Origin of the sequence: Streptomyces yerevanensis (genome assembly GCF_000716805.1) — a bacterium.
GTDB classification, from domain to species: domain Bacteria; phylum Actinomycetota; class Actinomycetes; order Streptomycetales; family Streptomycetaceae; genus Streptomyces; species Streptomyces flaveus.
On the sequence record NZ_JNWJ01000006.1, the window covers coordinates 41289 to 54435 of the forward strand.

Genomic DNA, 13147 nt, shown 5'->3' on the forward strand with positions numbered 1-13147 from the left:
TTGAGCCCGGGACCCGTCCAAGAGGCGCTCGCCGCGCTGCGGTTGGTGGACCACCACTGCCATGGTGTCACCGCCGCCTACCTTGACCGCGAGGGCTTCGAGTCGCTGATCACCGAGGGCGGGGCGTGGCCCGGGATCTCACCGTTCGATAGCCCCGTGGGCGTGGCGGTCCGCCGCCACTGCGCTCCCCTGCTGGACCTGCCTCGTCACGCGCCGGCCGAGGAGTACCTCGCCCGGCGGGCCGAACTGGGCGGGCGCGAGGTCAACCGGCGCTTCCTCGCCGCCGCGGGCACGGACGTCTTCTGTGTGGACACCGGATACGCCCCCGATCGTCTCACCACGCCGCGGGAGCTGGCCGAGGTCGCGGGCGGAGCCGCGTACGAGGTCGTACGGCTGGAGAACGTCGCCGAGGCCGTGGCGGCGAAGGGAGTTGAGCCGGACGCGTACGCGGACGTCTTCCGGGCGGCGGCGTGGGATGCCGTACGGCGGCCGGGCGTCGTCGCGGTGAAGTCGGTGGCCGCCTACCGCACCGGATTCGACCTGGACCCGGTTCGTCCCTCGGACCCGGAGGTCACCGAGGCGGCCCGGCGGTGGCTCGCACGCGGCGGCCGACTGGACGACCCGGACCTCGTACGGCACTTGCTGTGGACCGCCGTTGACCTCGGGCTGCCGCTCCAGCTGCACACCGGCTTCGGGGACAGCGACATCCGGATGCACCGGGTGGACCCGAGCCTGCTGACCGACTGGCTGCACCTGACCTCGGGCACCATTCCAGTACTGCTCCTGCACTGCTGGCCCTATCAGCGCCAGGCCGCCTATCTGGCGACGGTCTTCGAGCAGGTGTACCTCGACGTCGGCCTCACCCTGCATTACGTCGGCCCCGCACGGGCCCGGACGATCCTGGAGGAGGCGCTCGAGATCACCCCGTTCCTCAAACTGCTCTACAGCTCCGACGCGTACGGAGTCGCGGAGTTCTACCAGCTCGGCGCCCTAGCCTTCCGGCACGGCCTGGCGGAGCTGCTCCAGGACCGGGTGGACGCCGACGAACTCAGCCTGCCCGACGCGCTCCGGATCAGCGCGTGGATGGGGCGCGACAACGCCTGCCGCGTGTACGGGCTCCCGCTATCCCACGGAGAGGTCCGGGCCTGAGGCGGACGGCTCAGGGCCGTGCGGGTTCCGCAGCGGTACGACGCCCACGCAGCGGCCGTCGTGGTCCAGCAGCCGTCCCATGTGCTTGACCGTGCGCAGGACCACGGACCGGTCGCCGACGGTCAGGCGTGGCAGCCTGCGGGAGAGGTGCGCCTCGAAGGTGTGCACGTCGGCCAGCTCACGCAGCCAGACGTCGATGACGAGGTTGTGGGGTCCCGCCGTGATCGCGCACGACCGGACCTCCCGCACACCGGCCAGCACACGGCTGGTCTCCGCCAGATACTGGCCGGGTACGGACGCGAAGTACACCGCGGACAGCGGCCAGCCGGACAGCGGGCGGGCCAGGTCGCAGCGCAGGCTCACCCGTGAGGCGAGCAGCGACTGGAGTCTGCGGCGGACCGTTGTCAGGCCCGCTTCGGTCGCAGCCGCCAGTTCGCGCAGGGACATCCGGCCGTCGGTGCCCAGCAGTTCCATGAGCCGCGCGTCGAGGCCGTCCCATCCGGTGGGTTCGGCCGCGGCCGGTGGCGCAGGCAGGGCCGCCTCGATCCGGGCGCACTGGAGGGAGTCCAGGCTGCGCAGTCTCCAACGGCTGCCCTCGGTGGGCACGCCCGTCGACAGATGGGTACGTGTGGCCCGTACGCCCGGTGTCGTCTGGAACAAGTACGTGGTGAGGCGGGTGAGTTCGCCCAGGTCCCGGGCTTGCATCGAGGCCACCAGGTCTCGGCCGCCTGCCATGAGCTTGATGTTCGCCACGCCGGGCTCCGTCGCGAGGGTCCGGGCCACGTCCTGCGCCGCGCCGGGCTCCGTGTCGACCTCCACCACCGCGCTCACCACGTTCCGGGAGTCGGACAACCGTGGATAGGCCGTCACCCAGGCCAGACCGGCCTCCTTCAGGCGCCGCCAACGCCGGGCCGCGGTCACGGGGTTGACGCCGAGCACGTCGCCGACCAGCGTCCAGGAGGCCCGGGGGTGGATCTGCAGCGCGTGCACGACGGCACGGTCCAGCTCGTCCAGCTCTCCGGTGGCACGATCCTGCGCTCCTGCGGGCGGCGCATTCCTGCGCGGTTCAGCGGGATCGAAGCCGAATTCTGCACTGTGACACGGGGTTTTCTTGTGCATTCCACACTCCATTCGCTTGTTTCCCCAGCCCCGAGGAGTGATTCCGCCCGCCATGACGGATGCCATGAAGCAGGAGACCACCAGGACCGCTCTGCGCGTCCACAACGCCCGGCTCATCGACGGCACGGGCACAACTCCCGTGAACGACGCGGTCGTTGTCATCGACGTCGAGGGAACCATCACCTACGCCGGCCCCGCCGCTTCGACGCCCGAGGACATCACGCCGCCGCGGACCATCGACGCCGGGGGCCGTACAGTTCTGCCCGGCTTCTTCGACTGCCATGTCCATCTCGCCTACGCGCAGGGCTCGCCGCCCGGTCGTCGCGCCGAACTCGACCCCGTTCTGGTCACCTTGGACACGGCCACGCGGATGCGGCAGACCCTCGACGCGGGCATCACCACGGCCCGTGACGTGGGCGGTCTGTCCGCGGGCTACCGCACCGCCGTCGAGACCGGCCGGATCGTGGGCCCTCGGCTGCACACGGCCGTACGGATCATCAGCCATACCGGCGGCCATGCCGACGTACGCCTGCCCGACGGCACCGATCTGAGCGCGGGCATGTCGGAGCTCGCGGACACGGCCGACGCGGCCCGGCTCGCCGTGCGCCGTGTCCTGCGGGACGGCGCCGACCTGGTGAAGATCTGCGCCACGGGCGGCATGGGCAGCCCGTACGACCAGCCCGACGACGAAGGCCTCCTCGAAGAGGAGATCCGGGCCGTCGTGGACGAGGCCCGGCGGCACGGGGGCAAGCCGGTCGCCGCGCACGCCCAGGGCAACGCGGGCATCGTCAACGCCATCCGGGGCGGTGTCACCAGCATCGAGCACGGCTACGGCCTGGACGAGCGGGCCCTGGAGATGGCGGGCGAGCGCGGCACCTTCGTCGTACCGACGCTGTCCACCGTGTACGCCGGCATCAACAAGGACACGATGCCGGACTACCACTACCAGAAGAAGGTCCGCTGGTCCGGGCTGACCAAGGAGAACATCGCCCGGGCCATCGAGTACGGCGCCCGGATCGCGCTGGGCACCGACGCCGCGGTCGGTCCGCACGGTGTGAACCTGATGGAGCTCAGCTATCTGGTGGACCTGGGCATGGACCCGATGGCCGCCATCGTCGCCGGTACCCGCACCTCCGCCGAACTCCTCGGTGTCGCCGACCGGTTGGGCACGCTCACGGCCGGCCGAACCGCCGATCTCGTCATCTGCGACGGCGATCCGCTCACGGACATCGGCGTCCTCGGCGCTCCCGCCAACATCGTCTGCGTCGTCCAGGACGGCGTGATCCGCAAGGACCTGCTCCCAGCGGCCCCGACCGGAAGGCAGCCCTGATGTCCTCCTCATTGACCGGCCTCCCCACGCCGGACAGCAAAGCCCCGGCCCCCGAGCGGCGCGGCGCCCTCGACCGGGTGCTCTCGCTGATCGAGCGGGCAGGCAACGCCCTGCCCAACCCGATCGTCCTCTTCGCCTCGCTCTTCGTGATCCTGGGCCTTGTCTCCACCACCCTCGCCCTCGCCGATGTCTCCGTCGACGTCCCCGGCACCGACGACACCAAGCCGATCGCCGGACTGTTCACCGGCGAGGGACTGCGCTGGCTGGTGGAGAACCTGATCCCCAACTTCGTGTCCTTCCCGCCGATCGGTGCCGTACTGGTCCTGATCATGGTGGTCGGGCTCGCGGAGAAGGTGGGCTTGCTGGAGACCCTGATGCGGGCCACGCTGGCCCGGGTGCCGCGCGCCGTGCTGCCGTACGCGGTGGCGCTCATCGCCGGCCAGGCGCACATGATGAGTGACGTCGCCGCGATCGTGCTGCCGCCGCTGGCCGCTCTGGTCTTCAAGAGCGCCGGACGTCATCCCGTCGCGGGTCTCATCGGCGGCTTCGCCTGTGTGACGGCGGGGTACTCCGCCGGCTTCACCATCGGCTCGCTCGACGCCCTGTACGTCGGGATCACTCAGCAGGCGGCCTCGGTGCTCCCGGCGGCCGACGGACTCGACATCCATCTGCTGATCAACTACTTCTTCACCGCCGCGAGCAGCATCGTGCTCGCCCTGCTCGGCGGGTTCCTGATCAGCCGCGTCCTCGAGCCACGGCTGGGCACGTACGAGCCCTCCGCCGACGAGCCCGAGCAGCGCAGCCTGGCCCTCACGCCCGTCCAGCGCCGAGGTCTGCTCCACACCGGCTTGGTCGTCCTGCTCTACCTCGGCGCGGTCCTCGCCCTGTGGCTGCCGCCCGGCGCTCCGCTGCGCGGCGAGGGCGGGGCCTTCGTGCCCTCGCCGCTCCTCAGCGGCATCGTCCCGGTCCTCTTCGGGGCCTTCCTGCTGGCGGGACTCACCTACGGCATCACGGTCAAGAAGGTCACCAGCACCGAGGACGCGGTGACCGCTGTGACCGACTCGGTGAAGAACATGTCCGGCTACATCGTCATGATGTTCGTGGCCGCGCAGGTCATCGCGCTGTTCACCTGGTCCAACGTCGGGGTGCTGCTGGCGGTGAAGGCCGCCGCGCTGTTCAACTCCCTGGGAGTGACCGGCTACTGGGCGATCGTCGTGTTCGTTCTGCTGGCCTCCTGCCTCAACCTCTTCATCGTCTCCGGCTCGGCCCTGTGGTCCCTGGTCGGCCCCGTCTTCGTCCCCGCGTTCATGCTGATGGGCATGAGCCCGGCGCTCAGCCAGGCGGCCTTCCGTATCGGCGACTCCGCGACGGGCGCCATCACCCCGATGAACCCGTACGTCTTCCTCATCCTGGCCATGCTCCGCCAGTACGAGCCTGAGGCCAGGCTCGGCACCCTGATCTCCCGGCTCGCCGTCTTCGTGGTGCCGTTCATGGTGCTGTGGCTGGTGGTCCTGGGAATCTTCTACGGATTCGACCTGCCGCTCGGGCCGGGTGCGCACATCGGCCTCAAGTGACCGTGTACCGGCCTCAAGTGACCGGGTTACGCCGCCGCCACCCATTCCAGGACGACCTTCGACAGTTCCTCGGGCAGTTGCTCCAGGACCGGGACATGGCCGCCGGACAGGACGCGGGTCTCGCAGCCGAGGGCGGCGGCGAACTTCTCCAGGGAGGGCAGGGAGTAGTGGTCGCCAGAGGCGCAGACCGCGAGGGTCCGGGCGGTGATGTGGGGCAGACGTTCGTCCATCACATAGCGCCGCACGGCCTCATGGCCCTCCTCCACCCGGTCGAGGACGGTCAGCGCGTCGACCATGAACCGGTTGAGCGCGGCCTCCTCTCCTTCCTGGTAGAAGCCGCGACGCCGGTTCCACAGCTCCACCAGGTGCGAGCCGTCGGGTTTCGGGTCGACGTGGTCGACGGGCTTGCGCGTGGCTGCCGTACGCCGTTTCTCCTCGTCGACGAAGGAGGTCGCGGACAGCAGGAGGCTCGCGACCCGGTCCTGGTGGCGGGCGGCGAGTTCGACCGCGATCACCCCGCCCGTGTGGTGCCCGACGAGATGGAAGCGGTCCAGTTCCAGCGCCTCGATCAGGGCGTCGGCGGCGTCCGCGAACCGCTCGATCGTGTGCGGCCCCTCGGGTTTCGCGGAGGCGCCGAAGCCCAGGGTGTCCATGGCGATCGCCCGGTGTTCGGCGCCGACCAGGGGCAGTACGTCGAGGTACTCGGTCCAGGAGCGCGGGGTCTGGTGGAGCATCAGTACGGGCTCGCCCGTGCCGCATTCGGCATAGTGCAACTGCCCGAAGGGGCTGGGCACATAGCCCTTGCCGAGGGTGGGCGTCATCGGTGACCTGCCTTCGCTGCCCGCTCCCCCGCCGCCGCAAGGTCGAGGGCGATGTCGGTGATCATGTCTTCCTGGCCGCCGACCATGCCTCGGCGTCCGACCTCGACGAGGATGGCGCGGGTGTCGAGGCCGTAGCGGGCGGCGGCGGTCTCGGCGTGGCGCAGGAAGCTGGAGTACACCCCGGCGTAGCCGAGGCTGAGGGTTTCGCGGTCGACGCGAACGGGGCGGTCCTGGAGCGGGCGTACGAGGTCGTCGGCGGCGTCCATCAGCGGGAACAGGTCGCAGCCGTGCTGCCAGCCCATCAGGTCGGCGACCGCGATGAACGCCTCCAGCGGGCAGTTGCCGGCCCCGGCGCCCTGACCGGCCAGCGAGGCGTCGACACGCGTGCAGCCGTTCTCGACGGCGACCACGCTGTTGGCCACCCCCAGGGCCAGGTTGTGGTGGGCGTGGATGCCGAGTTCGGTGGCCGGGTCGAGGACGTCGCGGTAGGCGCGGAAGCGGTCACGTACGCCGTCCATGGTGAGCCGGCCGCCGGAGTCGGTGACGTAGACGCAGTGCGCGCCGTAGGACTCCATCAGCTTCGCCTGGCGGGCCAGTTCGGCGGGCTCCGCCATGTGGGACATCATCAGGAAACCGGCCACATCCATACCCAACTCCCGTGCGGCGGCGATGTGCTGGGCGGAGATGTCGGCCTCGGTGCAGTGCGTGGCGATACGGACCGAGCGGATGCCCAGCGCGTGGGCTTGTTTGAGGTCGTGGACGGTGCCGATGCCGGGCAGCAGCAAGGTGGTGGGAGTCGCCTGCCGTACCGCGTCGGTGACCGCTTCGATCCATTCCCAGTCGGTGTGGGCGCCGACGCCGTAGGTGATGCTGGAGCCCGCGAGGCCGTCGCCGTGCGCGATCTCGATCGCGGCGACGCCGGCGGTGTCCAGGGCGGCGGCGATGGTGCGGGCCTGCTCGACGGTGTAGCGGTGCCGGATGGCGTGCATGCCGTCCCGCAGGGTGACGTCCTGGAGGTACAGGGCCGGGGTCATCGGGCGGTCACCTCACGGGTGCGGTGGGCGGCCAGGCGTTCCGCGGTGCGCAGCGCGGCCGAGGTCATGATGTCGAGGTTGCCGGCGTAGGCGGGCAGGTAGTGGGCGGCGCCCTCCACCTCCAGGAACACCGAGACCTTCACCGGTGCGGTGCCGACAGGCACGAGCATGCGCAGTGGGTCATCGGCGGCGACCTTGTCGAACTGCACCTTCTGTTTGAGGCGGTAGCCGGGCACGTACGCCTGCACCCGTCCGACCATGGCTTCGATCGAGGCGGTGACGGCCTGTTCGTCGCACTCGGAGACGAGGCAGTGCACCGTGTCCCGCATGATCAGCGGTGGTTCGGCAGGGTTGAGGACGATGATCGCCTTGCCGCGGGCCGCGCCGCCCACCTTCTCGATGGCGGAGGCGGTGGTCTCGGTGAACTCGTCGATGTTGGCCCGCGTGCCCGGTCCCGCCGAGCGGGAGGCGATGGAGGCGACGATCTCCCCGTAGTGCACGGGGGTGACGGCCGAGACCGCGGCCACGATCGGGATGGTGGCCTGCCCGCCGCAGGTGACCATGTTGACGTTCGGGCTGTCCAGGTGGGCGTCCGCGTTGACCGGCGGCACCACGTACGGGCCGATGGCGGCCGGGGTCAGGTCGACCACCGTGCGCCCGAGACCGCGCAGCACCTCGTCATGGCGGCGGTGGGCACCGGCCGAGGTGGCGTCGAAGACGATCCGCACGTCTGCGAACTCGTCCATGGTGACCAGCTCGTCCACGCCCTTGTGGGTTGTGGCGACCTTCAGGCGACGGGCGCGCGCCAGGCCGTCCGAGTCCGGGTCGATCCCGGCCATCGCCGCCATCTCCAGGCTCTCCGACAGCCGCAGCACCTTGATCATGAGGTCGGTGCCGATGTTCCCGGAGCCGATCACGGCCACCTTGGTACGGATACTCACGACCTGTCTCCCTCCGTCGCGAACTCGACCGCCACCCGGCCCAGTTGACTGATACGTGCCTCAAAGCGGTCGCCCGGGGCCGCGACCACCATCGGCCCCAGCGCCCCGGTCAGCACCACATCCCCGGCCCGCAGCGGATCACCCATACCCGCCAGCGTCGAGGCCAGCCAGACCGCCGCGTTCAGCGGACCGCCCAGGCAGTCGGCACCGGTCCCCTCGGAGACCGGCTCACCGCCGCGGGTCATCGTCATCCGCACGCCGCGCAGATCCAGGCCCATCAGCGGCACCGGCGTACCGCCGAGCACGAACAGGCCGCTGGAGGCGTTGTCCGCGACGGTGTCCACGAGGCTGATGTCCCAGCCGGCGATGCGGCTGTCCACGATCTCCAGCGCGGGCAGCGCGAAGCCGGTCGCCCGCAGCACATCGGCCACCGTGCACTCGCGGTGCGGCAGATCCGCGCCCAGGACCAGGGCAACCTCCGCCTCCACTTTCGGCTGCAGCAGCCGCCCAGCCGCCACCCGGCCGCCCTCCGGGACCGCCATGTCCGCGAACAGTGCCCCGAAGTCCGGTTGGTCCACGCCCAGTTGGGCCTGCACGGCCGGTGACGTCAGCCCGATCTTCCGGCCCACGACCCGCCGCCCGGCGGCCACGCCACGCTCGACGTTCACCCGCTGCACGGCGTACGCGGTCTCGACATCACCCTCGGCGAGAAGTGAACGCACAGGCGGGCAGGCCGTACCCGTGCGGACGGCTTCGACCAGAGTGTCCGCGGCCTTGATCACCTCGGGGGCGGTCATGAGCTCGCCCCGGACGCCCCGGACAGCAGAGGCGAATCGGCGTCGACGGGACCCACCCCGCTCGCACCACCCGGCGCCCCCAGCGGCTCCGCCCGGCCGGGCAGCACCACCTCGAAGAACTGCTTGTTGTCCTCGCGGTGTTCGGGCTCGGCGCGCCGGTCGACGGTGATCGCCTGCTCGGGGCAGGCGACCTCGCAGGCCCCGCAGTCGATGCACTCCGTGGGGTTGATGTAGAGCTTGCGGGCGCCTTCGTAGATGCAGTCGACGGGGCACTCCTCGACGCAGGACCGGTCCATGATGTCGACACAGGCCGACCCGATGACGTACGTCATCTCAGTTCTCCTTCTCGGTGGAGTGCCCGGGGAACAGCTGGGCCTCCGGGTCGATGACGGTGGCGGCGTTGTTCACGGCGGTGGCGACCTCGCCGAAGCCGACGGCGATGAGGCGCACCTTGCCGGGGTAGTCGGTGATGTCGCCCGCGGCGAACACGCGGGGGACGTTGGTGGCCATCCGGGTGTCGACGGCGATGCGCCGCGCTTGCAGCGTCAGGCCCCAGTCCTTGAGCGGGCCGAGGTCGGCGGTGAAGCCCAGGGCGGCGACGACGGTCTGTGCCGGGAGGAGCCGGGTGGTCTTTTCGACGCGGTGCCGGATCTCCGCCTGTTCGAGGTGCGAGGAGCCGTGCAGCGCGCTCACCTCGGAGTCCACGATGATCTCGATGCCGAGGGCGCGGACCTTCTCCACGGTCGCGGCATGGGCCCGGAACCGGCTGGTGCGATGGACGAGCCTGACGGACCGGGCGACCGGGGCGAGCAGCGCCGCCCAGTCGAAGGCGCTGTCGCCGCCGCCGACGACCACCACGTCCTGGTCGGCGTGGTCGGCCGGGCTGGGTACGAAGTAGACCTGGCCACGGCCCAGGTAGGCGTCGCCCGCCGGCAGGGGCCGTGGGGTGAACGTGCCCACTCCCCCGGTGATCACGACAGCTCCGGCGTGGACCGTGGTCCCCTGGTCGCTGCGTACGACGGGATGTCCGTCCGCATCATGGGAGAGCTCGACCGCTCGATGACCGAGCAGATAGACAGGCTCGTACGGTTCGGCCTGGGCGACCAGGTTGTCCACCAGGTCGCGGCCGCGCACGGACGGGAACCCGGCGATGTCGAAGATGGGCTTCTCCGGGTACATGGCGCTGATCTGGCCGCCGCACTGGGGCAGGACGTCCATGACCGCGACCCGCAGTCCGCGAAAGCCCGCGTAGTAGGTGCCGTAGAGACCCGCGGGCCCGGCGCCGATGATCAGGACGTCGGTCTCGATCCGGCGCGACTCGTCCGTGCTCACCGGCACGTCGGAAAGTACGCTCATGCTCCGGGAGCGTATGGACGGCTCTGATCCCGCCCAATGAGTTCGGTCCGGTGAGCAAGACGCTTCGCTTATGCCCGCCCGGGCAGCACTGGGATGGTCGGCGTCCGACGATTTCCCGCCATGGGAGGGCGCACATGTACACGGACAGAAAGCCGCGATCCGGGATCAGGCTCAGCACCATGACCGCCGCCTGCGCGGCACTGGTCCTCACCACGGCCTGCACGGCAGGTACGACGGACTCGACCGGGGTGTCGTCGGCAGGGAAGCCGACCGTCCGGGTCGCCCTCGGCGTGGACGCCTCGTACGCGCCGTTCTATCTCGCCATGGAACGCGGCATGTTCAAGAAGGCGGGCATCAACGTCGAGCTGGTGAAGACCGAGGGCGGTCCCGCGGCGGCCGAGGCCGTGTCCGCGGGCACCGCGCAGATCTCGGCCAACGCCGACTCCACCGCCCTGCCGCTGATGGCGTCCAATCCCGATCTGCGGTCCCTGGGCGTCTTCCAGTCCTCCGACCGCTACCTCAAGGTCGTTCTGCGCGACGGCATCGACTCCCCGAAGCAGATCAGGACCATGGCGTCGATCGGCGGGCTCGGTCTGTACGCGACGCACCAGTATCTGCGCCACAACGGCATCGATCCGAAGTCGGTGAAGATCCCGCAGAGTTCGCCGCCGGAGATCCCCGGCATGCTGCAGCAGGGCTCGATCGACGCGTACGTCCTGTTCGAGCCGTGGGCGGCGAAGGGCGACGCGGAGGGCGGTCACATCGCCGGGCGCATCGGTGACTTCGGGGTGAAGTACGTGCAGTGGCTGCTGGCCGACCAGAAGTGGCTCAAGGACAACGAAGAGGTCGCCGGCAAGATCTTCAAGGTGGTGGCCGCCGCGGACAAGCTCGTCACCGACGACCCCGCCGCCGCGGCGAAGGCCTCCAACCAGCAGGTCAAACTCCCGGCGGCGGAGACGGAGAAGGTGCTGCCGGAGATCACCTTCGCCGCCCGCGGCATCAACGACACGGATCTCACCGAGTCGAAGAAGATCGTCGACTTTCTCCTCGACCAGAAACTGATCAAGAAGTCGCCGGACCTCGGGACTTCTCTGCTGAAGGGCTGGTACGAGCAGCACGCCGAGTGAGTCCGACGTGCCCTGTGACGCAGGGAGTGCCGTCGTCCTTGAGGACGGAGACGTCGAGCGTCACCCTCACTCCACCGTCGCAGGGCTCGGTCGTACGCACCGTCGCGGTCCAGGTGAGCTGCTCACCGGCCACGGCGGTGGCGTGGTTGCGCCAGCTCACCGATTCCAGGCGGGCTCCGGGCCCGGCCCATTGAAGCGCGTACCGGCTGAGCGTCTCGCCGTGGAGGGTGGACTGGACGACCACGTCCGGGAAGCCCTCCGTGGCGGCGAACTCGGCGTCGTAGTGGATGCGATGGGAGTTCCACGACACCGCGCTGAACCGGAACAGCTGCACCCTGCTGTGCGCGTACACGCGTGGCGGGCAGACCTGCCCGGCGACGAGGGCCGACGTCATGCGGCGGCCCCGCTCTGCTCGTCGTCCTTCTCGGCGCCCTTCTCCCCTGGGACGCCGTCCAGGACGACGATCGTCTCGTCCACGGTCATCAGGTCCTCTCCGTCCTCCGCGGTGAAGCGGGTGGTGACGCCGAGCAGCACGAACTCGCCCGACCGGCCGCGTCGTTGGTCGGCCGAAGTGACCGCGCGGGCGGCGGTGACGCGGGTGCCCGCGGTCAGTGGGCGGCCCAGTCGGACCGACTGACCGCCGTGCACCTGGCGGACCGGCAGGCCCTGGGTGCAGGGCGATTCGCGCAGAGCGAGCCCGTCCGGGCGCAGTTCGTCCTCGACCGGACCGTCCTCCCAGCTCAGCGTTCCGGCGAGGAACAGGGCGGGGGCCACGACCTGTTCACCGGCGGCCTCCTGGGCGCGGGCCCGGCGGATGTAGTCCACATCGTTGAGTGCGGCGGCGTACCGGCAGAAGTCCTTCACGCCGAGCACACCGCAGTCCTCGCTCTCCCACTGGCCGATCAGCTTCCGGGCGCGGGAGAGCACCTCGTGCAGTACCGCGCTCACCGCAGCGACCGGCTGATCCCCAGGGCCGCGGTGCGCAGCGCCGTGGCGTGCCCGGACGGGTCCATGCGGTAGGTGGGCGCGGTGATGGACAGTGCGCCCACGAGCGTGGACTGGCTGCCGAAGACCGGTACGGCCATGCTCGTGTAGCCCAGGCGGATCTCCTCGGCCTCGGTCGCGATGCCCTCCGCCCGGATCCGCTCCAACTGGGCGCGCAGCCGGCCCGGCGAGGTGACCGTGTGCCGGGTGAACGGCTTCAGCCCGCTCCTGATCACCTCGGCGAAGAGCGCACCCGGGGAGAAGGCCAGGATCGCCTTGCCGGTGGCCGTGCAGTACAGCGGCAGCCGGCCCGCCACCCGGGACTCCTCGTTCAGCCCGCGGTGCGGGAAGATCTTCTCCAGGTACACCACATCGAGGCTGTCGTGGATGGCGAAGTGGATGGTCTCCTGAGTGGCCAGCAGGAGGTCTTCCATATAGGGCTGGGCCACCTCACGCAGGATGCGCTGCCGGTGCACGCGCTGGCCCATCTCGAACAGCCGCAGCCCGAGCCGGTAGTCACAGCCCGTCCGCTCCAGCAGCCCCCAGACGACCAGCTCCTGGGCGAGCCGGTGCACGGTGGCCTTGGCCACGCCCGTGCGGCGTACCAGTTCGGCGAGCGAGAGGGCGTTGTCCTCGGCGGTGAAGGCCTCCAGAATCGGTCTGACCTTGCCCAGGACGGAGTTCATCGGGTCGGGGCAGGGAGCTGGGTCGGGTGGGCGGGGGATGGCGGACCCGACGGGTCGGATGCCGGTGGAGCCGGCCGAATCGATGTCGGCGTGGCCGACCGAGGTGACGGTCATGGGGAGAACCTCCCGATCAATCCGTTGCCTTCCGGAGAACGCGGTGCGTGGCTGGATCCGGACCCTCAACGGAACCACGCCTGCCTTGAGCATGACTATGGGTGAGGTGTTAATT

The 13147-nt window shown here is 70.2% G+C and carries 14 protein-coding genes; 4 read left to right on the forward strand and 10 right to left on the reverse strand.

Annotated features, from left to right (window positions below):
- Nucleotides 1-1149: an amidohydrolase family protein gene (locus tag OP79_RS07455; protein ID WP_033319215.1), complete on the forward strand. Its 1149-nt coding sequence runs from the start codon at nucleotides 1-3 to the stop codon at nucleotides 1147-1149.
- On the opposite strand, the gene OP79_RS07460 is transcribed toward OP79_RS07455, so the two are convergent.
- Nucleotides 1123-2268, reverse strand: coding sequence for an Lrp/AsnC family transcriptional regulator (locus OP79_RS07460; RefSeq protein WP_078491661.1), 1146 nt, complete (start codon nucleotides 2266-2268; stop codon nucleotides 1123-1125). The genes OP79_RS07455 and OP79_RS07460 overlap by 27 nt on opposite strands.
- A gap of 52 nt (nucleotides 2269-2320) precedes the next feature.
- On the opposite strand from OP79_RS07460, the gene OP79_RS07465 reads away from it, so the two are divergent.
- Together OP79_RS07465 and OP79_RS07470 are read left to right on the forward strand one after the other, a co-directional pair.
- The gene (locus OP79_RS07465) at nucleotides 2321-3598 is read left to right on the forward strand and encodes a metal-dependent hydrolase family protein (RefSeq protein WP_051744477.1); all 1278 of its coding nucleotides are present in this window, start codon (nucleotides 2321-2323) and stop codon (nucleotides 3596-3598) included.
- A complete protein-coding gene (locus OP79_RS07470; protein WP_051744478.1) occupies nucleotides 3598-5172 on the forward strand; it encodes an AbgT family transporter in 1575 nt (524 codons plus the stop codon). Before OP79_RS07465 ends, OP79_RS07470 begins: the two co-directional genes overlap by 1 nt.
- A gap of 26 nt (nucleotides 5173-5198) precedes the next feature.
- Here OP79_RS07470 and OP79_RS07475 read toward each other — a convergent pair whose 3' ends face one another.
- Genes OP79_RS07475 through OP79_RS07500 form a run of 6 tightly spaced genes read right to left on the reverse strand, consistent with a single transcriptional unit; the run spans nucleotide 5199 to nucleotide 10121 of the window.
- The gene (locus tag OP79_RS07475) at nucleotides 5199-5993 is read right to left on the reverse strand and encodes an alpha/beta fold hydrolase (protein WP_033319216.1); all 795 of its coding nucleotides are present in this window, start codon (nucleotides 5991-5993) and stop codon (nucleotides 5199-5201) included.
- Complete coding sequence (dmpG, locus tag OP79_RS07480; RefSeq protein WP_033319217.1) at nucleotides 5990-7027, reverse strand: 4-hydroxy-2-oxovalerate aldolase; 1038 nt, start codon at nucleotides 7025-7027, stop codon at nucleotides 5990-5992. The genes OP79_RS07475 and dmpG overlap by 4 nt, the downstream gene beginning before the upstream one ends.
- Entirely contained in the window at nucleotides 7024-7962 is a 939-nt protein-coding gene (locus tag OP79_RS07485) for an acetaldehyde dehydrogenase (acetylating) (protein ID WP_033319376.1), read from the reverse strand. Before OP79_RS07485 ends, dmpG begins: the two co-directional genes overlap by 4 nt.
- A 2-nt stretch (nucleotides 7963-7964) precedes the next feature.
- Nucleotides 7965-8765, reverse strand: a complete 801-nt coding sequence (mhpD, locus tag OP79_RS07490; RefSeq protein WP_211270755.1) for a 2-keto-4-pentenoate hydratase — start codon at nucleotides 8763-8765, stop codon at nucleotides 7965-7967.
- Entirely contained in the window at nucleotides 8762-9097 is a 336-nt protein-coding gene (gene fdxA / locus OP79_RS07495; protein WP_033319218.1) for a ferredoxin, read from the reverse strand. Before fdxA ends, mhpD begins: the two co-directional genes overlap by 4 nt.
- 1 nt (nucleotide 9098) lies before the next feature.
- Complete coding sequence (locus OP79_RS07500) at nucleotides 9099-10121, reverse strand: NAD(P)/FAD-dependent oxidoreductase (protein ID WP_033319219.1); 1023 nt, start codon at nucleotides 10119-10121, stop codon at nucleotides 9099-9101.
- 179 nt (nucleotides 10122-10300) lie between these two features.
- On the opposite strand from OP79_RS07500, the gene OP79_RS07505 reads away from it, so the two are divergent.
- Complete coding sequence (locus OP79_RS07505) at nucleotides 10301-11248, forward strand: ABC transporter substrate-binding protein (RefSeq protein WP_051744508.1); 948 nt, start codon at nucleotides 10301-10303, stop codon at nucleotides 11246-11248.
- On the opposite strand, the gene OP79_RS51410 is transcribed toward OP79_RS07505, so the two are convergent.
- Genes OP79_RS51410 through OP79_RS07515 form a run of 3 tightly spaced genes read right to left on the reverse strand, consistent with a single transcriptional unit; the run spans nucleotide 11184 to nucleotide 13032 of the window.
- On the reverse strand, nucleotides 11184-11642 hold the full coding sequence (locus tag OP79_RS51410; RefSeq protein WP_078491662.1) for a hotdog family protein: 459 nt from the start codon (nucleotides 11640-11642) through the stop codon (nucleotides 11184-11186). The genes OP79_RS07505 and OP79_RS51410 overlap by 65 nt on opposite strands.
- On the reverse strand, nucleotides 11639-12196 hold the full coding sequence (locus tag OP79_RS07510; protein WP_051744479.1) for an FAS1-like dehydratase domain-containing protein: 558 nt from the start codon (nucleotides 12194-12196) through the stop codon (nucleotides 11639-11641). The genes OP79_RS51410 and OP79_RS07510 overlap by 4 nt, the downstream gene beginning before the upstream one ends.
- Nucleotides 12193-13032 carry an IclR family transcriptional regulator gene (locus tag OP79_RS07515; RefSeq protein WP_078491663.1) on the reverse strand — a complete coding sequence of 280 codons (840 nt, stop codon included), beginning with the start codon at nucleotides 13030-13032 and terminating at the stop codon, nucleotides 12193-12195. The genes OP79_RS07510 and OP79_RS07515 overlap by 4 nt, the downstream gene beginning before the upstream one ends.
- Between the last annotated feature and the right edge of the window lie 115 nt (nucleotides 13033-13147).

Excerpts from the sequence above, each read along its gene's own strand:
- mhpD (WP_211270755.1), bottom strand. The coding sequence starts at position 8,765 with ATGACCGCCCCCGAGGTGATCAAGGCCGCGGACACTCTGGTCGAAGCC.
- dmpG (WP_033319217.1), bottom strand. The coding sequence starts at position 7,027 with ATGACCCCGGCCCTGTACCTCCAGGACGTCACCCTGCGGGACGGCATG.
- OP79_RS07470 (WP_051744478.1), top strand. The coding sequence starts at position 3,598 with ATGTCCTCCTCATTGACCGGCCTCCCCACGCCGGACAGCAAAGCCCCG.
- OP79_RS07505 (WP_051744508.1), top strand. The coding sequence starts at position 10,301 with ATGACCGCCGCCTGCGCGGCACTGGTCCTCACCACGGCCTGCACGGCA.
- OP79_RS07465 (WP_051744477.1), top strand. The coding sequence starts at position 2,321 with ATGACGGATGCCATGAAGCAGGAGACCACCAGGACCGCTCTGCGCGTC.
- fdxA (WP_033319218.1), bottom strand. The coding sequence starts at position 9,097 with ATGACGTACGTCATCGGGTCGGCCTGTGTCGACATCATGGACCGGTCC.
- OP79_RS07515 (WP_078491663.1), bottom strand. The coding sequence starts at position 13,032 with ATGACCGTCACCTCGGTCGGCCACGCCGACATCGATTCGGCCGGCTCC.
- OP79_RS07475 (WP_033319216.1), bottom strand. The coding sequence starts at position 5,993 with ATGACGCCCACCCTCGGCAAGGGCTATGTGCCCAGCCCCTTCGGGCAG.
- OP79_RS07460 (WP_078491661.1), bottom strand. The coding sequence starts at position 2,268 with ATGCACAAGAAAACCCCGTGTCACAGTGCAGAATTCGGCTTCGATCCC.
- OP79_RS51410 (WP_078491662.1), bottom strand. The coding sequence starts at position 11,642 with ATGACGTCGGCCCTCGTCGCCGGGCAGGTCTGCCCGCCACGCGTGTAC.
- OP79_RS07500 (WP_033319219.1), bottom strand. The coding sequence starts at position 10,121 with ATGAGCGTACTTTCCGACGTGCCGGTGAGCACGGACGAGTCGCGCCGG.